Consider the following 20,020-nt stretch of genomic DNA (forward strand, 5'->3'; position numbering starts at 1 on the left):
CGGGCGTTGCGCCACGGGACATATCGCCCACGGGGCGCGGCCTCAACCCTCAGCCCTCGGGGTGCAGCGATTTGCGCATGGCAAAGCAGGTCAGGTCCCGACTGTCACTGCATTGACCGGTGAACTTCCAGCCGTAGCGCAAATAGAATTCCCGTGCGGTTTGGGTGGCATCCAGATGCACCTCGGTACAGCCGCACGCGGCCAGTTGCCGTTCCAGCCGCTTGAGCAACGCGGCCCCCACCCCACTGCCGACGTGATCCGGGTCAACATAGAGCAAGGTGATCTTGCCGGTTTCGAACAACCCACCGACAGCGACCACCTGCCCTTCACGCTGGGCCAGCCAGATCTGTGATCCCGGCTTGAACCAGCCCCGGATGGTCGCCGGGTCTTTGTTCGCGGTCCATTGTTCCAGATGGTCGGGATCGTTGTTGTGATCGGCCACACAAAGCTGCGTGATCGACCGGATCAGCACGCGGCTGATGTCGAACACATCGAACACCGTCGCCGGACGCAGGGCAATACCCTCGGGCACATTTGAAAACGCCTGAGAAATGCCGCGCTTGTTCTGCATCTATTCGGGGTGCTGCGGCGCCCGGCCGGATGGGGCCCGATACGGGCGCGTGACGTCCTTGAGCGTGGCATCCAACGCCTCGACCTTCAGGCGGATCGCGCCGTCACCCGCCAGGGTCAGCAAGACCTGGCCCGCGCCATCCTCGCCGGGTTCGAATTCGACGGACAGCAGCGACATGACCATGTCCTTCTCACTGCGATCTATGCCCTGACTGGCCACGGACAGAACGGAATCAAAGACCAGCACCGACTGCACCCGTTCAAAGGGGCGGTCACGGCGGGCGGCGGCATCCTTGTCTTCCCAGCGAAAGCGGTTCAGCAACAGGCCAAAGCGGCGGTGCGACGGTTGCCATTTCATCTCGGTCACGGGAAAAACCGCATCCTGCACGAGGGTCGAGATCACCTTCAGGTCTTCTGCATCCTCAGCCCCCAGATTCAGCGGGGCTTCGCGCCCGTCTTCAAAACTTGCGTCCGTCATTCGCCCTTGATCCGTTCGATTTTTGCGCCCACGCCTTCCAGCTTGCGCACCACATGTTCATATCCGCGGTCCAAATGATAGACCCGGCTTACCGTTGTCTCACCTTCTGCCGCCAATCCGGCAAGGATCAGCGACACCGAAGCCCGCAGATCCGTCGCCATCACTGGGGCGCCTTTCAGGGTTTCGACACCCGTGACGGTGGCGGTGCCGCCGTGCACCTCGATATTCGCACCCATGCGCACAAGTTCCGGGGCGTGCATGAAACGGTTTTCGAAAATACGCTCTTCCAGAACCGAGGTGCCTTCGGCCGTGCACATCAGCGCCATCATCTGCGCCTGAAGGTCGGTCGGGAAGCCCGGGAACGGTTCGGTCACCACGTCCACAGCCTGCACCCGGCCGTTCTTGCGCGCCACCTTCAAGCCGTTTTGGGTTTCGGTGACACTGACCCCCGCCGCGTCAAGCTTGGCCGCAAAGGATTCAACCAGCGCCATGCGCCCGCCCAGCAGTTCGACCTCGCCGCCGCAAATCGCCGGGGCCAGCATATAGGTGCCCAGTTCGATCCGGTCGGTGACAACCTGATGGGTGGCACCGTGCAACCGGTCGACGCCCTGAATTTCTATGGTCGAGCTGCCCTCGCCCGAAATCTGCGCACCCATCTTGCGCAGACATTCGACCAGATCGACGATCTCGGGTTCGCGCGCGGCGTTCTTGAGCACCGTGGTGCCCTTGGCCAGCGTCGCCGCCATGACGATGTTTTCGGTGGCCCCGACCGAGGCAAAGCGCATCTCGTGCACCGCCCCTTTCAGGCCGCCCGGAGCCTTGGCATGCAGATAGCCGTCCTTCAGCTCGATCTCGGCGCCCAGCGCCTCGAGCCCTTCCACATGCAAGTCCATTGGACGGGCACCAATCGCGCAACCACCGGGCAGAGAAACAACCGCCTGCCCGAACCGCGCCAGCAAGGGACCCAGCACCAGATTCGAGGCACGCATCTTGCGCACGATGTCATAATCCGCCGTTTGGCTGGTCAGACTGTGGCTCGACATCGCGATCACCTGACCATCTTGCAGCGACGACACCTCGGCCCCCAGCGATTGCAGCAGAGCGGTCATGGTCTTGATGTCGCTTAGGCGTGGTGCGTTCGTCAGCGTCAGCGGTTCTTCGCTCAGCAAAGTTGCGGGCATCAGCGTCAGACACGCGTTCTTGGCCCCCGCAATCGGTATCTGACCATTCAGCGGGCCGTTGCCCGTTACCAGAATCGAATCCATCTGCTCTTATCCCTTGTCCTTGTCGGCCTTGTCCCCAGAGGCCGCCCGCGCCTTGGCCTGCGCCTTGCGCCGGGCCATATTGGCCTTCAGCGCCGCTTTCAGCCGCTCTTCGCGCGCATCCCCGGATTTGCCTTGTTTTTTGGGTGAATTTTTATTCGTCATGATCTTTCTCTACAGGAGGTGAAAAAAACCGTCCAGACACCCTTGCGCCGCGTTTCGTTTGAGTCTAATCACCCGCCCACAGCGCTGCTGTAGCTCAGAGGTAGAGCACTCCCTTGGTAAGGGAGAGGTCGAGAGTTCAATTCTCTCCAGCAGCACCATCTTCTCAGAAAATTGCGAAGCATTTGGTGACAAAATGACTGTGTGGCGACCAAATGGCGACCACTGTGCAAGCTTATTCGCAACAAAATAAATTTGCTCAACGCATTCGGCGCCACGACAATACTATTGAACTATGATTGGTTTCGTACTCGGCGAGGCAGTCGAACCCGTCTTACTCGCCCCCCGGCACCCCTCAAGCAGGCTGAGCGTTTGACCGTGCAACGCCCTTCACTCCGGCCTTGAGCGGCGCTAGTCTCTGCCCTGAACAACGCTGAAAGGAGCCACCCGATGTCCCTCTTCTCAAAACTCTTCGGCGGCGTTGAGAAGTCCAAGCCGGATCCGGTTTCTTACAAAGGGTTCGAGATATTCCCCGACCTGATGGCCGAGGGCAGCAAATTTCGCCTGATGGCCCGTATCGAAAAGACCATCGACGGAGATCGAAAGACTCATACGGTGATCAGGGCGGATGTCTTCGACAGTCGGGAACAGGCCGAAAGCTTTAGTATAGCAAAGGCGAAACAGGTCATTGATGAGCAAGGCGACAGCATTTTCAGCTAGGGAGGTCCTAGCTTGAAGCCTGATCTACGAGCGGAACCGATGAGCATGCTTATGCGTATTATTCTGAACGCATTCCATAGGTTATCATTTGTCAAACTTTGTTCGGCGAAGAAGTCTTCGTGCAGCAGTTTATCTGCCCTGTTGTTGTGTTAGCTGCCATCGCAAAGCGCATAAAGCAGGCAATCGCGTAAAACACTGGAACGCAGGTTTTTCCCCAGAGCGGGTGATCGGTCATATTTGTCGGGCTTTAGCTTCGAACCCATAGCCGATGCGTTGGGTGTCACTTTCCAGGAAAAATCGCTTTACCGGAAATCCGCGCGGCACTTACTCGGGCAAGCCGGCCAGACGCAGAGACGCGCAGTCTTTCTCCAATCGTTCTGCATCAGAGAAAAGCTGAGTTTTTGCCCAGTCCGATATGGAAAACTGAGGGCGGTATTTCATCACATTCCGCGCCTCATCGCGAGCGGCCTCAACGTTATCCGTTTCCATATGTACGATAACGAGGTCGAGATGCCCAAAGCCTTCAACTCTTTGACCATATTCGGTGAATGCCTTCTTGGCTTCCTCGTATTGACCGTCGAGCCGAAGTGCCAAACCCAGAACGCCAGCATACCAGCCCGGATAGTGAGGGTTGAGAGTAATGGCTTGCCGCGCCACGCGGATCGCTTCTTTTGCCTGCCCTTTGAATGCCAATGTAATCGACAGCCTTGCAGCCACATCAGCGTGGTTTGGATTTAGCTGCAGTGCCTTATTGAACTTCCCGATAGCAGATTCCAGTTTACCATCGATTGCATCCGCGAAACCCGCAATTGCGTGAGCCTCTGGGTTGTAGCTGTCTATCTCCAGAGCACGTCGAGCGCAGTCGCGTGCCTCTGCCAGCGCCGCATTTCGGTCTGCTACAAAACCGTGCCTTGCTTCGACAGTACAAATGAACCCCAAAGTGCAATATGGCGCGGAGTAGCCAGGATCCAGGGAAATTGCCTGTCGAGCAAACCGACGAGCGTCAGCCTGTGCTTCCTTAGTTATTCTGCGCGAGGCTTCCACAGCTTGCAGCTGAGCAGTCCAGGCATCCAGATGTTTAGTACCCGAACCTCTGAAACGGGCCATCTCGCCCGCCAGTAATTCGACTTGAAGTTCAGTCGCAATTCTTAGGGCAATTTCATCCTGAACCTCGAATACGTCTTCTATCAGGCGATCAAACCGGTCTGCCCAAATGTGCATTCCGGACTTCGCATCGATTAGCTGCGCGGTAATTCGCACACGACTACCACTTTGGCGGACACTTCCCTCGAGAACAAGATCGACTCCTTGTTCCAGTCCGACCTGTTTCACATCCACGGAGCGCCCCTTGTAGACGAAAGTGGAATTCCGCGCGACGACCAGTAGGTTCGGGAGCTTTGACAGAGTGGTAATTATCTCTTCGGTAATGCCATCGGCAAAAAATTCCTGATCGGGGTCGGAAGAAAGATTGTCAAAGGGTAGAACGCCGATCAGCAATGACTTCGAGTGACTGGCTGGCGTTACTCGCGGTGGAGCGGAGCCGGGTGGCGACCATTGGAATACTTCCACTGGTGACGGGGCATTCTTGAACTGCCGTTCGCCAGCGCGGTGGAATTGCTCGGCGAGCCTCTCATCAAGACTGCGATGGACGACATCGGAAATTAATACAGCCTCTTCGTTGGAAGCCTCTTGTAGCCGCGCGGCTATGTTGATCCCATCGCCGAAGATGTCATCTTCGTCGAATACGACATCTCCCAGATGAACGCCCACGCGCAGTTTAAGCGAGGACTGGGCTGACACTTGGCTTTGAAGATCGAGGGCGCACCGCACTGCATCCGAGACCGCGCTGAACTCGACCAGCCATCCATCGCCCATCCTCTTCACGATATTGCCGCGATGATCACTTACCAATGGATCGAACAACTCTCGACGCAGGACACGGAGTTCGCTGAGAGTCCTGTTCTCATCCGCCTTTATCTGGCCCGAGTAGTTTACTACATCGGCCGAGAGTACTGCGGAAAGTCTGCGGTTCCCGTTCATGTCTATTCGTAACGCATAACGCGTTGCATGGAAAAGACATCTTGTTTTTAGAGACTCTGCACAAACGCCGACCGGCCACTTTGTGGGCAAACCTGTTCCAATCTGTAATTTTCTGAACGGCCGCTGTTTGGAATAGTTTGTCGTAGTTGACTGAGCCTACCCAACTGATCTGGTCCATGGTTGCATTGAGGAATCTGAGGCATGGCATGTCCCGTCTTGATGCAATCAGGCAGATAGTCGGCGCTTAACAGCCCCACCACCCCTGAAGTAACAAGAACGGTGGAATGGGTGTTGATCAATAGAAGGAACCGGAGCCGCTTTAGAAAGAAAGCGAACGGCTGAAACGCGCAGTTTCAAATCAGACCTTGGACAAACTGATCCTGACGGTGACGGCCATCCGTTGCTCGACGAGCGAAGAGAGAGGCTCCTGCAAAAACAATGGGAAGGTTTGCGTCGACAAGATCGGGCGCGCCCTGTTAGGGAAAGAGAAAAAGAGTTGTCAAAGCCAACCCGCATCGATGGGTTCATCCGCGCCTGCAATCGAGAACGTCGCGAACTCAACGCATCTGGCAAGCCGGCCGGGAAGGAGTTTGAATTCGCAGCAGCAGAAGCCACCAAGCTGCTCAAGCGGCGTAGTGGAGGATTCAACAATCATTTTTTAGGTGTTTGAAGGAAATTTAAATCTGGAGTTAAACGGATTTTCGTTTCTCTGGCTCGAAAAACCGCAAACAGTTTGAAACCGCAGCAAAAGCCTGCCTCTGATACCTGTTGCTTGGATCCGGGTTGTACAGAAAATATTCCTGTCACGCTCCACGCGTTGTGCCTGCTACAAAGGCCTGTCTTTCGGGAAGTTTTCGTTTTGGCTTATTTTTCATTGCGTTAAACTTGCCAAACAAACGAATTATACCTGCAAGTACATTTCTCGACCAACCAGATTCGTCTCTTTTTTGGTTTTCGTGCTAGAGTAATTTTCTGAACAAGTTCTATTCAACACTAACCTCCTCAGGTGGCCGTATGTCTGCGCATTGTCAAAGTATTCGGGATGAAATTGAGACGCTTGAGCAAAGTATTGAACTTCTCGATATTCAGATTCAAAACACTGTTGACCCAATACAAAAGTCTGCGCTTTTTCGATTTAGAAAGCAGTCGCTGTCACTGCTTCAGCGAAAAAGGGAGGCTCTTAAGGCGTGTGAAGAGAGCGGGCCCCCATTGCCGCAAGTTCCGGCGGATATGTCAGATTTCGGTTCTGAGGTGACTCAAGGTATCCCTGGTTACGAGCTTGTCGCGGGTAAAGATACTCTTGCAAGAATATTTGTTGGTCGCCGCCCACCCGTAGTTGTTATGGCATCAGAACTTTTGGATGACGCGGATTCTGACTATTCGTCTAAAGCCCTCGGATTTGATCTGAATTCCCTTCCAATCCATTCGTTGCCCTTCAATCCAGCCCGGATTGATTATGCCGAACTTGAGATTTCCGGCCCATCTGGGACAACAGTTATTCCAGGTGATATTGGTGATGGCGTATTCTCAAATGATACCAAGAGTTTCTCTGAAGACGACAATATCAACTTCTATATCCGCGGTCGGGAAATCTCAAAGCCTGGACGGCATCGTTTTACTGCGCGGCTTTATCGCAACGGTACTCTTGTCGGCGAAAAGTCTCTTGGGCAACCACAGTTTCATCCGACGAAGGATCTGCGAATTCTTGTTGTCGTTGAGATCTTTCCCTTTCCTGCAGAGAAATGGGAAATTCTCTTTCAGGCTCTGGAGGACTTGTCTCGAATTTTTCCTATTCGATCAGGTTTGGCGCCTCTGGATGGGGATCAGGAAGCCGGGCTGCGCTACCGAATTGAGCCGATACCAATTGATTTCGCGTGGCCTGATCGGACTCCCGTTGCGCAGCGCCTCGCCGCATTTAACCAGGAGCAGTCTGCTGCTGGCAGGCCGGATCGGGCCGAGCATGTCCTGACAATACGCACTCAACAACCCGGAGAAATGCCGCTTGGCGGAAGTGCCCAATCTGGACCAAACGGGAGCATCGCGGGTGTTACTCTGAATGTGGACCCTCCTATGGACAATTCGTTCGGCACCTTAGTTTCCCACGAAATTGCGCACAACTTCTTGACTGTGCCTCACGTTGGTGACGAGGGCGTAGCGCTCAATGAACCAGCTGCATTCGATTTAGTCGCTCGTAAATCAGTAGCGAATCCCAGGGCGTTAATGTACCGGATTTACAATTTAACTCCCAACGGAACTGCGTTTCTTGTTCCAGACTCTTGGCGCACCATCCGAGAACGCCTGCTTACTAGGTCCAGCACAGGCAATGACGAGTGATTTGACTTCGGGTATTTGGCGACCGTGAGTTTGATGTGATTTCCTTGTGTGCTGGTGGTTTGCCAAAGGATGAACTGCGTAATTCTGCTATTCAAAACTGGGGTCTTTCGCTTTGAACCGAAAACCGGCCAAGAGATTTGGAGACTGCTTAACCGAAATCGAGAAAATCTGGGTCACGCCGGAGGCATACCGGACCCAGAGAGTTTGGGCGATAGAGACCTTTGTGATTAATGGAGAGGGCCTAAGCGACAGGCTGGCTGTCTAAACAACTCAATACTTCAAGTTCACATCACGCCTGAAATAGACCCGCGCTGCAAGCAAGCTAGAGGGGACAAGAGCAACGCGGGCCCCCCGAAGGGTGGTAGTAAAACGGATGTAGCGTTGTGGCCTGAACCGGCCCCGTGTCGTAGCGCCGCAGGCAAGAAAAAACCCGCGCTGCTGAGGGATAGGAGCAAGCGCGGGGCAAGTGTTCGGGGTGACAGGTTTACGCCGCTGCTGGCCGATCGGATCAATCTTGCAAACACTTTGCGCAGCACGACAGACCGGATCATCGGCATAGTACTTCCGTTTGCAAAGAATTGGAGCAACTTAGATGCAGGATTTACTTGATGTTTTTTGGGTGGCCGCGTTTGTTTGTCTGCTCGCATTCGCCTTCATCGCGGATTTTTGTTTGGCTGTCCCTGAAACGCAAAGGTTGCGAGCAATTGGTTGTGTTGGGTGTTGTTGGCCTATGCTGCTGCACCGGTTCTTTCGAAAAGACTAACGGAGCGAAACGGCTTGAGATTTATGGTTGAAACAGGTCGCCGTTGTTAACGTTTTTTGGTTCCACGGTAACGTTGATAGCGGCAGGTAGAGCGGCTTATTCGCTGTACACGCAGCGGCCCAAGCGACCGAAGACAACGCAGGTAGATTAGTGTCGAACGATAAGGCGGACTGGAAAACACAGGGAAGGCGCAAAACGATGTCCAGGAGTATGCAACAGCGATGGATGGATTGCCTTGGTCGCAGTCGGCACCTTTCTTCAGGCTATCCCTACAGCGTTAGCGCTGCTTTAATAAGTTCACAATAAGGAGCAAAACATGATCGAGTTTAGCATTATTGCGTTGTCAGGACTTTGCCTTCTTTTTGCGGCTCGTCAACTTGGTCTCGCAGAAGGCAAATGTGAAGCCGCACGCCGCCTTCGCTATACCTTAGTTGTCTTGATACTCTGGCCACCCGCGGCCACCCTGGCCCAATCACAGGAAGAAATCAGCGTAGCGAAAGCGACACTGTCTAGCCTACAGGGTATTTCTTTCAACAATAACACAGAGTATTGCGGCTACCTTGCATATGATCCGGCCGGGAAACTTGTTGCTACTCCTGCTCAACGTGGCGACAACAAAAGCTGCGTTTGGGATCAAGCAGAAAATGGTTTGGTGCTTGTTTTATCTTACCACACGCACGGGAGGTTCGACCCGGAATATAGTTCGGAAGTTCCAAGCGTTGCAGACATTGAGGCCGATGAAGACGAGGGCATCGACGGCTTTGTGTCAACTCCGGGTGGACGTTTGTGGTACGTCGATACGGAGCGAATGGAAGTGAGACAAATCTGCGATATCGGATGTTTGCCAAAAGACCCTGGTTTCGTTCCGGGTTTGGAAGGGGAAATCTCATCGGTTTACTCTTATGAAGATCTTCTCGAATACGAGAGTGACTAGTTGGGGCAAGGAGCCCACGAAACCGTTACCTTGCCACGATACTGAAGACTACAAGTAAGAGGATCCGAGGAAGAGAGCGGTTGACACTCGCGTGAACGGTTCTTTTCCCCTCGGGTTTTCCTGCGCTGATAACACTCGGTCTTCTTGCTCTTGCGAAGACTGAAGGCCAATCACCATCGGTGAGGAAACTGAAGCTATGTTGGCGTCCCACCCATCCGAAGTGCTGTGTGTAAGGCGGGATGGGTCACTAGCTGCCTTTGCGACATTTTCTTCGATCCTCGCGCAGCAAGTCGCAGACGGCGCAGTTCGGACGTTCAGTTCCGCTGGGTGAAAAGGGAAAACGCCGACAAAGTGAAATTTCGCAGCGGCTGGGTCAATCTCAGCACTGGTAATCTTCACAAAGTCTTGCCGCATGGATAATGGGCCGACAAAACTTGTGCTCATTCATAGATCGCCGCGAGTTATCCTTGGCTCTGTCCGGGCTCTTTCTTCTATCCGTTCTTCACCAGTTGTGGACGTTCATCAGTTGTCATTGTCCAATAGATTGCCAGATCGAAAGATCATATCTGGTCGAGGAGCACGTCTGTGGATCTGTACAACGCTTTTTCTATGCCGTCCGAGGCCTCTAAAGCTTGGAGGTGTACGTCTTGCAGCTTGCAGTTGTCGAGGAAAATCGCGTTGTCCAGCGTTACCGCCAAACCAGCAGCTTGATAATCCACACCGAGCACTACGCTACTGGATTCCTTAAGTGATCCATTTTGAATCATTTTTCCTTCCAATTGGTTTTGAAAACCCAAGTGGTGGTAATGACGGCAGGGCAACCTAAAGACAGAACATGAATTGCTTCTGAAATCAGATGTTGGACTTGAGAGATTTGGTAGCGGAGGAGGGACTTGAACCCCCGACACGCGGATTATGATTCCGCTGCTCTAACCAACTGAGCTACTCCGCCTTGAGTGAGAGGCGATTTAAGCGAGGGGCCCGGGAGGGTCAAGAGGGAAATCAACCAACCTCAAGATTTCTTTCACGCCTGCTCTGATGGCTTGTCCTGCAAGGATGTCTGGGGGGATGTGGTCGCTTCGGTCATCCTGCGGATGAAGGCGGCACAGATTTCGGGCTCTGTGATCGGAATCATGTGGCCGAACCCGTCCAGCTCTTCGTAACTCAGCCCGAATTCGGTCATTGTCGGCCCGTGCAGCGGCGGCGACAGTATCGCGTCCTGGCGGCCATACAAGATGCCCCCTGGGACGGTCAGATTCGGATAGCGCGCGACCTGCGCGTTGATACTGGCATCGACGCCGGCAACGTCCTGAGAGGCCGTGACAAAGGCGGAAGGTCGCAGGCCAAGCGCGCCACCTGCCCGGTCCAGAAAGTCATCAGGCGGGGTTTCCGGGTCAAACGCGGCACTTAACGTGTGCGGCGCGGTTTTGGACGCAAGGGGAACGGCAAGCGTGTTGCCGATCAGGCTGCGCATCCATTCGGAGCGGATCTCGAGCGGTTTGAAGATCGCCGGGGTTTCGGGCAGTTTATGCGTCAGCGGCGCCAGCAGCGCCAGACCAGCGACCCGGGCCGGGTGGTCAAGTGCCATCGCCAGTGAAACCGCGCCCCCCAGTGAATGGCCGACCAGAACGGCGCGGTCCACGCCTTTTTTGTCCAGAAACTCGGCAATCATGCCAGCCTGGTGGGGCAATTGCGCCAGCTCGGCCGTATCGCGCGTTGAATACCCGCATCCCGGCCGGTCCAGCGCGATAACGTGGTAATCGTCGGCCAGAAGATCCACCAGCGCATAGGTAAAGTGCTGTAACTGCCCGGCCAAGCCGTGGATCATAACGATGGTCTGCGCCTCGGGGTTTCCCTTTTCCACATAGTGGATGCTGCCGCCGCGAACGGGTGTGATCTGACCTAGCTGCGGCACGGTTTCAAGACCGCGGCGGGTAATCTTCCGTGTCCACAGGTTCATGACAAACAGGAAGGCGACAAAAACGGCGATTACGATCAGAACGGTTGTCATTCAGTTTTCTCCATTGCCAAGGGCGGCGGGTCTGTATTGCTCCAACCCTGATTGTGCCATGCGTTTCTGAAACTCGGCAACGGTGCCTGGCCACAAGGTCGTGTTTCGGCCTTCCGCATCCATGTACCAGGATGTACAGCCCCCGGCCTGCCAGACGCCTTCCGCGTGGCGGTCGTGCATTTCCCGTATGAACGCCGCCTGTTTGGCGGCGTCAGGAGTGATCGCGGACAGCCCTTCGCGCTGCATCTCGCTCAGGACCCGGCCAATATGGCCAACCTGGGCCTCGATCATCAGCACGACCGAGTTGTGCCCCAGCCCGGTATGCGGCCCCAGAAGCAGGAAGAAATTTGGAAAACCCGCAACTGCGGTACCCAGATGCGCGCACATGCCATCCGACCAGGCAGAGCGCAGCGTCAGCCCGCCTGTTCCGGTAATGTCCAGACGTTCGACCACGTCGGTTACGTGAAACCCGGTGCCCCAGATCAAGACATCCGCCTTGGTCCGGGTGCCATCCGCCGCGATGACCGTGTCGCCTTCGATACGGGCGACGCCCTTCGGAACAACACTGACATCGTCGCGGGCCAGGGTCGGGTACCAATCGTTCGAACTCAGGATACGTTTGCAGCCGATCCGGTAGTCGGGGGTCAGACTCCGCCGTTCGGCCGGATCGGTGATGGCGCGCTCCAATGCCTTTCGCCACATTTTCAAGGCAAAATTCACCGCGCGTTCCTCACCGCGAAACACGCGGTGGCGAAATTCGAAGATCATGAATATCAGCTTGCGCCGAATGCGGGGCAAAATGGGAAACCGGGCGTAAAGGCTGCGCACCCAGGGCGCAATCGGACCATCCGGACGCGGCATCACGTAAGGCGCACTGCGTTGAAAGATCGTGACGTGGCCTGCAATCTTGGCGATCTCGGGTACAAACTGAACGGCGGATGCGCCGGTTCCAACGACCGCCACGCGCTTGCCGGTCAGATCGACATCGTGATTCCATTCGGCCGAGTGGAAACTGGGCCCCGAAAAACTGTCGGCGCCGGGGATATCCGGGATGCTGGGATAATGAAGTGCACCAATGGCCGAGACCAGAAACCGCGCCGACCAGTACTGGCCATCCATCGTTTCAACTTGCCATCGCGTTCCATCCCACCTGGCCGATTTCAGCTCCTGCCGGAAATGGCACAGGTCATACAACCCTTCCCGACGCGCGACATTTTGCAGATAAGCTTGGATTTCCGCGCCACCGGCATATGCGCGGCTCCAATGCGGGTTGAGATGGGTCGCCATGGAATACAGATGCGACGGCACATCACAGGCGACACCGGGATAGGTATTTTCGCGCCATGTCCCCCCGATATCATCGGCCTTTTCCAAAATCGCGATATCCTTGATGCCGCTCTTGCGTGCCTCAAGCGCCATCGTCAGCCCGGCAAACCCGGCGCCGACGATCAGCATCTGTGTTCTGTGGTGCATGAGTGAGTGCCTTCTGAAACAACCCTGCGTTTATCTGTTGCAGATGTATGCACTTGCCTGGCTGTGAAGTAGGTCACACAGGTAACAATGACCCGGCGTCTTTTCGTTACGCAGGGACAAAATTATTTGGAATGACCCGTGTCGCTTATTGCAAGCACATATCGCAATCAGAGAGGTGGTTGCACCGCGAATCCGTCAGTTTGTTTCAAAATTGGAGGATTGCCCCTTGACCACTCGCACTGCCACGCGTTCCGGCGGACGTTCTGCCCGCCGCGCCAAACGCACCGCTCCGAATTTCGACATGCTGCCGGGCCTGACCCGAGGCATCCCGCTATGCGAGGTCATGGACGCAACCCAGGTTGAGCGTATCGACAATGCGGCGATGGACATTCTGGAAAATGTCGGCGTTCAGTTCCGCGACCCCATCGCGCTGAAAGACTGGAAAAAAGCCGGAGCCAAGGTTGACGGCGAACTGGTCTATCTGGACCGCAATATGGTGCGCGAGCTGATCTCGACCATTCCGGCGCAGTTCACCTATCACGCGCGTGATCCGAAAAAGAACCTTGCACTGGGCGGCAAGCACGCGATCTTCGTGCCGATGACCGGCGCGCCATTCCTGCGCGATCTGGACGATGTACGCCGCAACCCGACGCTGGATGATCTGGCGATGTTCCACAAGCTGTCGCACATGATGCCGGCGCTGCACAGCTCGGCCCATCACATTGTCGAGCCCTACGACCACCCGATCAGCCAGCGGCACCTGCGCATCACCTATTCGTCGATGAAATACTCGGACAAGACCTTCATGGGCATGACCACTTCGCCCAGGAATGCCGAGGATGTGATGGATATGTGCGATATCCTGTTCGGCGAAGGGTTCATTGACGATCATCCGGTCACCACCGGCAACTGCAACGGCAACAGCCCTCTGGTGTGGGACGAAACCATGCTGGGTGCGATGCGGGCCTTCTGCCGCCGCAATCAGCCGGTTCTGTGCTCGCCCTTTGTGCTGGGTGGCGCAAACACCCCGGCATCGGTGCCCGCGACCGTGGCGCAGCTGACCGCCGAGGCGCTTTCGGCGCTGGCCTATACGCAGGTGATCCGCAAGGGCTGTCCTGCGATCTGGGGGCATTACCTGTCGACCGTTTCGATGAAATCCGGCGCGCCGATGGCCGGCACGCCCGAGATCAGCCTTATGAACTTCATGATCGGCCAGATGGCGCGCTTTTACGACGTACCATGGCGCACTTCGAACACTCTGGGTGGGGCCAAGACCTTTGATGCACAGGCCGGGTACGAATCCGCCACGACGCTCAGCGCGGTCATTCACGCCGGGGCCAACTATATCTGGCATTCGGCAGGCTGGAACGAGGCGGGCATGCATTGTTCGGTCGCCAAGTTCATCGTCGACGCCGAACAATGCGCGATGGCTTACCGGATGGCGGAAGGTCCAAAGTGGCACGATTTCGATCAGGCCCTGGCAGCGGTTCCGGATGTGGGGCCCGGCGGGCATTATCTGGGTCATCCGCACACGCAGGACAACTTTCAAACCGCGTTCTTTATGCCGGAGCTGTTCGACAACAACTCGATCGAACAATGGGTCGCCGAAGGCGAAGTTGAGATCACCGAACGCGCCCTGAAACATGCACAGAAACTATTGGCCGAATATGAAGAACCAAAGCTGGACGAGGCCAGGAACGAGGCCCTTCTGGACTATATCGCCCGCCGCGAAAGGGAAATCCCGGCGGCGGACGAGTTGAACCAAACATACTGATCCACACTCCCCGTACTTGCCCACCCGTCATCCGGGTGGGCCCTTTTTTCCGGTCAAGACACGTAAGCCAAGATGAAGATCGCCGAACTGCATATCTACAGCCACGACCTGCCGGTCAAAAACGGACCCTATACTATGGCCAACGCTCAGGTCTGGGCGCTGGATACCACGCTGGTCAAAATCGTGTCGGACAACGGTCTGATCGGCTGGGGCGAGACCTGCCCGGTTGGCCCGACCTACGCCGAGGCGCACGCCGCCGGGGCGCGCGCCGCTCTGGTCGAAATGGCCCCGGGCCTGATCGGAACAGAGGTCCTGCCTCTGGCCTTGCATCGCCGGATGGATGGGCTGTTGAACGGTCATGGCTATGCCAAGGCGACCATCGACATTGCGGTGCACGACCTGCTTGGCAATCACTTGGGTGTTCCGGTTTCCGATTTGCTGGGCGGAGCGGTTTCGGACAAGGTGCCGTCCTATTTTGCCACGGGCGTCGGTGCACCCGACGACATCGCGAAACTGGCTGCCGAGAAAATGGCCGAAGGCTACCCGCGTCTGCAAATCAAGGTCGGAGGCCGCCCGGTCGAGGTCGACATCGAAACCATTCGAAAGGTTTGGGACGTGGTCAAAGGATCGGGTATTCGTCTGGCCGTTGACGGCAACCGGGGCTGGACCACACGAGACGCCCTGCGGGTCAGCCGCGAGTGCCCCGAAATCCCCTTCATCATGGAACAGCCTTGCAACACAATCGAAGATCTCAGGAAGATCCGGCCTCAGGTCACGCATGGCATCTATATGGATGAAAACAGCACCAGCCTGAACACCGTGATCTCGGCTGCGGGCACCGGTCTGGTCGACGGGTTCGGCATGAAGGTCACCCGCATCGGCGGCCTGCATCCGATGCGCGCCTTCCGCGACATCTGCGAGGCGCGCAACCTGCCCCATACCTGCGATGACAGCTGGGGCGGGGATATCATCGCCGCTGCATGTACCCATATCGGTGCAACCGTTCGGCCCGACCTGCTGGAAGGCGTCTGGCTGGCTGCGCCATATATCGAAGGCAACTACGATCCCGAAAACGGCATCCGGATCGAGGCCGGGCATATCGCGCTGCCAACCGGGCCGGGGCTGGGCGTGGTTCCTGATGAAAGCCTGCTCGGCACACTTGTCGCATCATTCTAAGAAATGGATGACGTTATGAACCTGAAAGGAAAATCGGCTCTGGTCACTGGCGCGGCTGGCGGCATCGGGGCGTCAATCGTTCAACGCCTGCGCAACGCCGGGGCGCGGGTCGCCGTCGCCGACCGGGCTGTCGATGCCATCGAGGCCGAGGCATATCTGCCCGGTGATCTGCTTGTTCCCGAATATGCAGACCAGCTGCCCGGCGCAGCCGCGTCCGCATTGGGCGGGCTTGACATCGTGATCAACAATGCGGGCGTCATCACGCGCGGGTCGGTCACGGATACGACTGATGCGGATTGGTCTCTGTCATTGGGTGTCAATGTCGAAGCCCCGTTCCGCATTTGCCGTGCGGCAATTCCGATCATGGCGGACGCCGGCGGCGGGGCCATCGTCAACACCGCGTCTTGCTGGGGGCTGCGCCCCGGCCCCAATCATGCGGTCTATTGCATGACCAAGGCGGCCATCGCGTCCCTGACCCAGTGCATGGGCATGGATCACGCCCATCAGGGTATCCGCATCAACGCCGTTTGCCCGAACGAGGTGAATACCCCGATGCTGCGATCAGGCTTTGAAAAGCGCGGCTTTGACCCCGATACAGCCGTGGCCGAACTGGGCCGGACCGTGCCGCTGGGCCGGATCGCCGAGCCCGATGACATCGCCGATGTCATCATGTTCCTTGTCTCGGACGCGTCGCGTTATGTTTGCGGCACGCTCGTCGAGGTCAACGGAGGGAAACCGGTATCATGAAACGGTTCGACGGAAAGGTGGCACTGATCACTGGCGGGCGCAGCGGCATCGGCAAGGCCATTGCCCGGCGTTTGCACGACGAAGGCGCACGGGTCTTTACCGCCCAACGTGGTGAGGACACCGAATTTCACGGCATCGCTGCTGATTTCACCCTTCCCGACAGCCCGGCACAGGTGGTCGGCGAAGTGATCGCGAAAGCCGGGCGTCTGGACGTGCTGGTCAACAACGCGGGCATGATGCAGGAAGCCTCGGTCGAGGGAATGAGCCTTGAGGACTGGCATCTCAACCTGACGGTGAACCTGACCGCCCCGTTCCTGATGATCAAAGCCGCGCTGCCGCATCTGCGCGACACCAAGGGCGCTATCGTCAACACCGGATCCATCGAAGGGTTGGGCAGCAATCCCGGTCATGCCGCCTATTGCGCATCAAAGGCAGGCTTGCACGGCCTGACCCGCGCCGTAGCCGTGGATCACGGGGGCGAAGGTATCCGCTGCAACGCCGTCGCGCCCGGTTGGATCGATACCGAATTGAACGAGGATTTCATCGAATCCATGCCCGACCCGTCCGCATTCCGTCGCGACATCGCCAAGATCCACCCGGTGGCCCGAACAGGGCGGTCTGAAGAAGTTGCCGCGCTCGTCGCGTTTCTGGCGTCCGGGGATGCGGGTTTCATCACCGGGCAGGTCTATACGGTGGACGGTGGGCGCATGGCCAAGCTGAGCTTGCCCTGACGCCCACACGTCATTCCTTGCCGGACCGCCATTCTTTCCAGATCAGATAGCTGTTCGCCCCAAGCGAGGCGAAAGGCTCGGGCGGCAAACGCGGAAGGTCCGGCTGCGCCAGAAAGTGATCCGCGACCTCTGATCCGCCTTGCAGCGCCAGCTCTGCGATGCCCATGCCTTGCAGGGTGCCTCGGGCGATGCCCAGACCATTCTGACAGCAGGCCGAGAACACGCCATCCTCCAATTCGCCGAACGCCGCGGATCCGTTGCGGCTGAGGCACAGCATCCCGGCCCAGCGATGCTCCATCCGAACATCCGACAGATGCGGAAAGCGTTCCCGGAACTTCCGGTCATGCACCCAGCCGGCATTGCGCAACCGCATCCGGCTGGTTTCGATCGTCGGGTGAAAACTGGATCCGGTGCGGATCAAAATGCGATCCCCGTAGCTGCCCGAAATACGCCGGACCGAGGTGCCCATCGGATCCGCCGGGGTGACCGACCAGCGCGGTTGCCCGCCCAGTGTCTTGATCTGTGCCTCGGTAAGCGAGGTCGTGATCGAGGCGTAGAGGCAGATATGCATCAATTGCCGTTGGTAAAATCCGAAGCTTTCCAGATGGCCATTGTTGGCCAGAACGATCCGCCCGGTGCTGACTTTGGCCTTGGCAGTGTTGACCACCCAGCCTGCGTCCTGCTTTTCAAAGCTGGTGACTGGTGAGTTCTCGAATACGTTAACTTGGCCAGCCAGTTGGCCCGACAACGCCCGTACATAGGCTGCGGGCTGGATCATCACCGTCCCCGGCGCAAACAGCCCCGAAACATAATGCGGGCAGCCCGTGATCTCTTGCATCTGCTTTTGGTCATACAGCGTGTACGGCTCACCCAGTTTGGTCAGATGCTCGGCGAAGGCGCGGTTATGGGCGTCTCCTGCCCGTGTGGCGGCAGCATTGTATTTTCCGCAAGGGTCGAACATTTCCTGCGGCAGGTCGCAATCGGCGGCGACCTCGGTCGCGAAAGCGATGGCCTTGCGGTTCAGGGCAATGGCGGCGCGATCCGCTTCCAGCCCATCGCCTGCGTAATTGTCCGAGGCCAGATCATGCGGCAGGTCGATCATGAACCCCGAATTCCGCCCCGCCGAACCATCGGCAAATCGGCCCGCTTCCAACAGGGCGATCTTCAGCGAAGGGTCCAGTTGGTGCAACCGCCGCGCCGCCGTCAGCCCGGCAAACCCTCCGCCGACGATGGTGATGTCGGCGGTCAGATCCTGTTCGAGCACCGGCAGAGGGTACTGGGGCGGCAGGATGGCATTCCACCCTGCCGGACCGGTCTGCCGCGGTAGTCTTTTGGCCTCGTATCGTGTCAATCCACGGCCTCGTCGGCATCGTCTGCAAGATCGATCCAGATAGTTTTCAGCTGGGTGTACTGATCATGCGCATGGATCGAGTTGTCGCGCCCGCCAAAGCCCGATTGCTTGAACCCGCCAAACGGCGTGGTGATGTCGCCTTCGCCAAAGCTGTTTACGGTCACGGTGCCCGCCCGGATGGCCCGCGCGCCGCGAATGGCCCGTTTGGCGTTGGCGGTGAAGATCGAGGCACACAAGCCATAGTCGGTGTCATTGGCTATCTTGATGGCCTCGTCAAAGCCCGACACTTCGATTACCGACAGGACCGGGCCGAAGATCTCCTCGCGCGCCAAAGTCGAGTCGTTGCCAGGCACTTCAACGACGGTGGCCTCGACAAAGCCTTTATCGGCCTTGCCACCGATCACCACCTTTTCAGCCTGATCGAGATATCCGCAGACCTTGTTATAATGCCCTTCGCTGACCAGCGCGCCCATGCGGGTTTCAGGATCCAGCGGGTCGCCGATGTTCCACTGTTTGGCGTGATGCGCGATGCGGTCCAGCAGTTCGGCTTTCACGTCTTTGTGCACGATCAGGCGCGACGAGGCCGAGCAGTTCTCGCCCATGTTCCAGAACGCACCGTTCACCACATGCGCCGCCACCCGGTCGAGGTTTTCGGCGTCGTCCATGACGATGGCAGGGTTCTTACCTCCCATCTCAAGCACCACTTCCTTGGCGTTGCTTTCCGCCGAATAGGTCAGGAACCGTTTGCCCGTCACCGTCGAGCCGGTGAAGGACACCATGTCGATATCCATGTGCCGCCCGATGGGTTCGCCCACGTCGGCACCGCCACCCGGTACGATGTTCAGCACGCCGCGGGGAAGGCCAGCCTCCATCGCCAGTTCGGCCATACGCAGCGCGGTCAGTGTGGTTTCAGCCGCGGGTTTCACAACCACTGAACATCCCGCCGCCAAGGCAGGCCCGATCTTCCACGCCAGCATCAGCAGGGGAAAGTTCCACGGCAGCACCAGCCCCACGACGCCGATCGGTTCACGCAGGACCATGGCGATATGGTCGTCGCTGGCAGGCGAGACCTGATCGTAGATCTTGTCGATCGCCTCGGCATGCCATTTCAGGCAGTGGATGGTTTCCGGCACGTCCACGGTTTCGCAGTCATAGATGGTCTTGCCACTGTCGAGGCTTTCCATCACAGCCAGTTCGCGGGCATTGCGGGTAATCAGCTTGGCCAGCCGGATCAGCACGTCCTTGCGCTCGGACGGGTGCAGTTTCGACCAGCGGCCATCGTCGAAGGCCTCACGCGCCTTTTCGACCGCAAAATCCACATCCGCTGCGCCGCAGGATGCGATATCGGCAAGCTTGTCGCCGGTGGCCGGATTCACGCTTGCAAACGTCTCACCCGAGATCGCCGGGCGGAATGCCCCGTCGATGAACGCCCCGGTCGGCAGGGTCAGGCCTGCGGCGATGGATTTGTATTCGTCCTGTGTCAGCAGATCCATG

General features: G+C 57.4%; 18 protein-coding genes and 2 tRNA genes. 9 read left to right on the forward strand and 11 right to left on the reverse strand.

The genetic code is table 11. The features are described from left to right. Positions 1–49: 49 nt before the first annotated feature. The 4 genes from FIU92_RS12180 to FIU92_RS22790 are packed head-to-tail and all read right to left on the reverse strand — an operon-like array spanning position 50 to position 2,475. The gene (locus FIU92_RS12180) at positions 50–571 is read right to left on the reverse strand and encodes a GNAT family N-acetyltransferase (RefSeq protein ID WP_152458867.1); all 522 of its coding nucleotides are present in this window, start codon (positions 569–571) and stop codon (positions 50–52) included. Further along, entirely contained in the window at positions 572–1,048 is a 477-nt protein-coding gene (locus FIU92_RS12185; RefSeq protein ID WP_152458869.1) for a DUF2948 family protein, read from the reverse strand. Next, positions 1,045–2,313 carry a UDP-N-acetylglucosamine 1-carboxyvinyltransferase gene (gene murA / locus FIU92_RS12190; RefSeq protein WP_152458871.1) on the reverse strand — a complete coding sequence of 423 codons (1,269 nt, stop codon included), beginning with the start codon at positions 2,311–2,313 and terminating at the stop codon, positions 1,045–1,047. Before murA ends, FIU92_RS12185 begins: the two co-directional genes overlap by 4 nt. Positions 2,314–2,319: 6 nt before the next feature. Beyond that, positions 2,320–2,475 (reverse strand): hypothetical protein, encoded by a 156-nt coding sequence (locus FIU92_RS22790; RefSeq protein WP_171206177.1) that lies wholly within the window; start codon positions 2,473–2,475, stop codon positions 2,320–2,322. 83 nt (positions 2,476–2,558) lie between these two features. Here FIU92_RS22790 and FIU92_RS12195 point away from each other — a divergent pair. Continuing rightward, a tRNA-Thr gene (locus tag FIU92_RS12195) sits at positions 2,559–2,633 on the forward strand. 289 nt (positions 2,634–2,922) lie between these two features. Further along, a complete protein-coding gene (locus tag FIU92_RS12200) occupies positions 2,923–3,192 on the forward strand; it encodes an HlyU family transcriptional regulator (protein ID WP_152458872.1) in 270 nt (89 codons plus the stop codon). A gap of 324 nt (positions 3,193–3,516) precedes the next feature. Here the strand turns inward: FIU92_RS12200 and FIU92_RS12205 are convergent, their stop codons facing one another. Continuing rightward, positions 3,517–5,232 carry an adenylate/guanylate cyclase domain-containing protein gene (locus tag FIU92_RS12205; RefSeq protein WP_254705307.1) on the reverse strand — a complete coding sequence of 572 codons (1,716 nt, stop codon included), beginning with the start codon at positions 5,230–5,232 and terminating at the stop codon, positions 3,517–3,519. Between the two features lie 400 nt (positions 5,233–5,632). On the opposite strand from FIU92_RS12205, the gene FIU92_RS22795 reads away from it, so the two are divergent. The 3 genes from FIU92_RS22795 to FIU92_RS12215 all read left to right on the forward strand — a co-directional run bounded on the left by FIU92_RS22795 (position 5,633) and on the right by FIU92_RS12215 (position 9,263). Continuing rightward, the gene (locus tag FIU92_RS22795; protein ID WP_172978488.1) at positions 5,633–5,902 is read left to right on the forward strand and encodes a hypothetical protein; all 270 of its coding nucleotides are present in this window, start codon (positions 5,633–5,635) and stop codon (positions 5,900–5,902) included. A gap of 344 nt (positions 5,903–6,246) precedes the next feature. Next, positions 6,247–7,566, forward strand: a complete 1,320-nt coding sequence (locus FIU92_RS12210) for a hypothetical protein (protein WP_152458874.1) — start codon at positions 6,247–6,249, stop codon at positions 7,564–7,566. A 1,079-nt stretch (positions 7,567–8,645) separates the two neighbouring features. Further along, positions 8,646–9,263: a DUF4329 domain-containing protein gene (locus FIU92_RS12215; RefSeq protein WP_152458876.1), complete on the forward strand. Its 618-nt coding sequence runs from the start codon at positions 8,646–8,648 to the stop codon at positions 9,261–9,263. Positions 9,264–9,823: 560 nt separating this feature from the next. Here the strand turns inward: FIU92_RS12215 and FIU92_RS12220 are convergent. The 4 genes from FIU92_RS12220 to FIU92_RS12235 form a co-directional block, all read right to left on the reverse strand. Next, positions 9,824–10,042: a hypothetical protein gene (locus FIU92_RS12220; protein ID WP_216646546.1), complete on the reverse strand. Its 219-nt coding sequence runs from the start codon at positions 10,040–10,042 to the stop codon at positions 9,824–9,826. Between the two features lie 96 nt (positions 10,043–10,138). Then, positions 10,139–10,215: transfer RNA gene (locus tag FIU92_RS12225), tRNA-Met, on the reverse strand. 72 nt (positions 10,216–10,287) lie between these two features. Next, on the reverse strand, positions 10,288–11,274 hold the full coding sequence (locus tag FIU92_RS12230) for an alpha/beta fold hydrolase (RefSeq protein ID WP_152458878.1): 987 nt from the start codon (positions 11,272–11,274) through the stop codon (positions 10,288–10,290). Further along, positions 11,275–12,747: an NAD(P)/FAD-dependent oxidoreductase gene (locus FIU92_RS12235; protein ID WP_152458879.1), complete on the reverse strand. Its 1,473-nt coding sequence runs from the start codon at positions 12,745–12,747 to the stop codon at positions 11,275–11,277. 301 nt (positions 12,748–13,048) lie between these two features. Between FIU92_RS12235 and FIU92_RS12240 the strand changes: the two genes are divergently transcribed. The 4 genes from FIU92_RS12240 to FIU92_RS12255 all read left to right on the forward strand — a co-directional run bounded on the left by FIU92_RS12240 (position 13,049) and on the right by FIU92_RS12255 (position 17,175). Next, complete coding sequence (locus FIU92_RS12240; RefSeq protein WP_254705376.1) at positions 13,049–14,521, forward strand: trimethylamine methyltransferase family protein; 1,473 nt, start codon at positions 13,049–13,051, stop codon at positions 14,519–14,521. A 72-nt stretch (positions 14,522–14,593) separates the two neighbouring features. Then, positions 14,594–15,697, forward strand: a complete 1,104-nt coding sequence (locus FIU92_RS12245) for a mandelate racemase/muconate lactonizing enzyme family protein (RefSeq protein WP_152458881.1) — start codon at positions 14,594–14,596, stop codon at positions 15,695–15,697. A gap of 15 nt (positions 15,698–15,712) precedes the next feature. Further along, complete coding sequence (locus tag FIU92_RS12250; RefSeq protein ID WP_171169286.1) at positions 15,713–16,444, forward strand: SDR family NAD(P)-dependent oxidoreductase; 732 nt, start codon at positions 15,713–15,715, stop codon at positions 16,442–16,444. Beyond that, positions 16,441–17,175 (forward strand): SDR family NAD(P)-dependent oxidoreductase, encoded by a 735-nt coding sequence (locus FIU92_RS12255; protein WP_152458883.1) that lies wholly within the window; start codon positions 16,441–16,443, stop codon positions 17,173–17,175. The genes FIU92_RS12250 and FIU92_RS12255 overlap by 4 nt, the downstream gene beginning before the upstream one ends. Before the next feature lie 10 nt (positions 17,176–17,185). Here the strand turns inward: FIU92_RS12255 and FIU92_RS12260 are convergent, their stop codons facing one another. Together FIU92_RS12260 and FIU92_RS12265 are read right to left on the reverse strand one after the other, a co-directional pair. Further along, entirely contained in the window at positions 17,186–18,526 is a 1,341-nt protein-coding gene (locus FIU92_RS12260; protein WP_152458884.1) for an FAD-binding oxidoreductase, read from the reverse strand. Then, positions 18,523–20,019, reverse strand: a complete 1,497-nt coding sequence (locus tag FIU92_RS12265) for an aldehyde dehydrogenase (RefSeq protein WP_152458885.1) — start codon at positions 20,017–20,019, stop codon at positions 18,523–18,525. The genes FIU92_RS12260 and FIU92_RS12265 overlap by 4 nt, the downstream gene beginning before the upstream one ends. Position 20,020: the final 1 nt, after the last annotated feature.

Source organism: Ruegeria sp. THAF33, from assembly GCF_009363615.1.
Lineage (GTDB): Bacteria > Pseudomonadota > Alphaproteobacteria > Rhodobacterales > Rhodobacteraceae > Ruegeria.

Excerpts from the sequence above, each read along its gene's own strand:
- FIU92_RS12210 (WP_152458874.1), top strand. The coding sequence starts at position 6,247 with ATGTCTGCGCATTGTCAAAGTATTCGGGATGAAATTGAGACGCTTGAG.
- FIU92_RS12230 (WP_152458878.1), bottom strand. The coding sequence starts at position 11,274 with ATGACAACCGTTCTGATCGTAATCGCCGTTTTTGTCGCCTTCCTGTTT.
- FIU92_RS12185 (WP_152458869.1), bottom strand. The coding sequence starts at position 1,048 with ATGACGGACGCAAGTTTTGAAGACGGGCGCGAAGCCCCGCTGAATCTG.
- FIU92_RS12180 (WP_152458867.1), bottom strand. The coding sequence starts at position 571 with ATGCAGAACAAGCGCGGCATTTCTCAGGCGTTTTCAAATGTGCCCGAG.
- FIU92_RS12265 (WP_152458885.1), bottom strand. The coding sequence starts at position 20,019 with ATGGATCTGCTGACACAGGACGAATACAAATCCATCGCCGCAGGCCTG.
- FIU92_RS12200 (WP_152458872.1), top strand. The coding sequence starts at position 2,923 with ATGTCCCTCTTCTCAAAACTCTTCGGCGGCGTTGAGAAGTCCAAGCCG.
- FIU92_RS12240 (WP_254705376.1), top strand. The coding sequence starts at position 13,049 with ATGCTGCCGGGCCTGACCCGAGGCATCCCGCTATGCGAGGTCATGGAC.
- FIU92_RS12250 (WP_171169286.1), top strand. The coding sequence starts at position 15,713 with ATGAACCTGAAAGGAAAATCGGCTCTGGTCACTGGCGCGGCTGGCGGC.
- murA (WP_152458871.1), bottom strand. The coding sequence starts at position 2,313 with ATGGATTCGATTCTGGTAACGGGCAACGGCCCGCTGAATGGTCAGATA.
- FIU92_RS12245 (WP_152458881.1), top strand. The coding sequence starts at position 14,594 with ATGAAGATCGCCGAACTGCATATCTACAGCCACGACCTGCCGGTCAAA.
- FIU92_RS12255 (WP_152458883.1), top strand. The coding sequence starts at position 16,441 with ATGAAACGGTTCGACGGAAAGGTGGCACTGATCACTGGCGGGCGCAGC.
- FIU92_RS12235 (WP_152458879.1), bottom strand. The coding sequence starts at position 12,747 with ATGCACCACAGAACACAGATGCTGATCGTCGGCGCCGGGTTTGCCGGG.
- FIU92_RS12215 (WP_152458876.1), top strand. The coding sequence starts at position 8,646 with ATGATCGAGTTTAGCATTATTGCGTTGTCAGGACTTTGCCTTCTTTTT.
- FIU92_RS12205 (WP_254705307.1), bottom strand. The coding sequence starts at position 5,232 with ATGAACGGGAACCGCAGACTTTCCGCAGTACTCTCGGCCGATGTAGTA.
- FIU92_RS22790 (WP_171206177.1), bottom strand. The coding sequence starts at position 2,475 with ATGACGAATAAAAATTCACCCAAAAAACAAGGCAAATCCGGGGATGCG.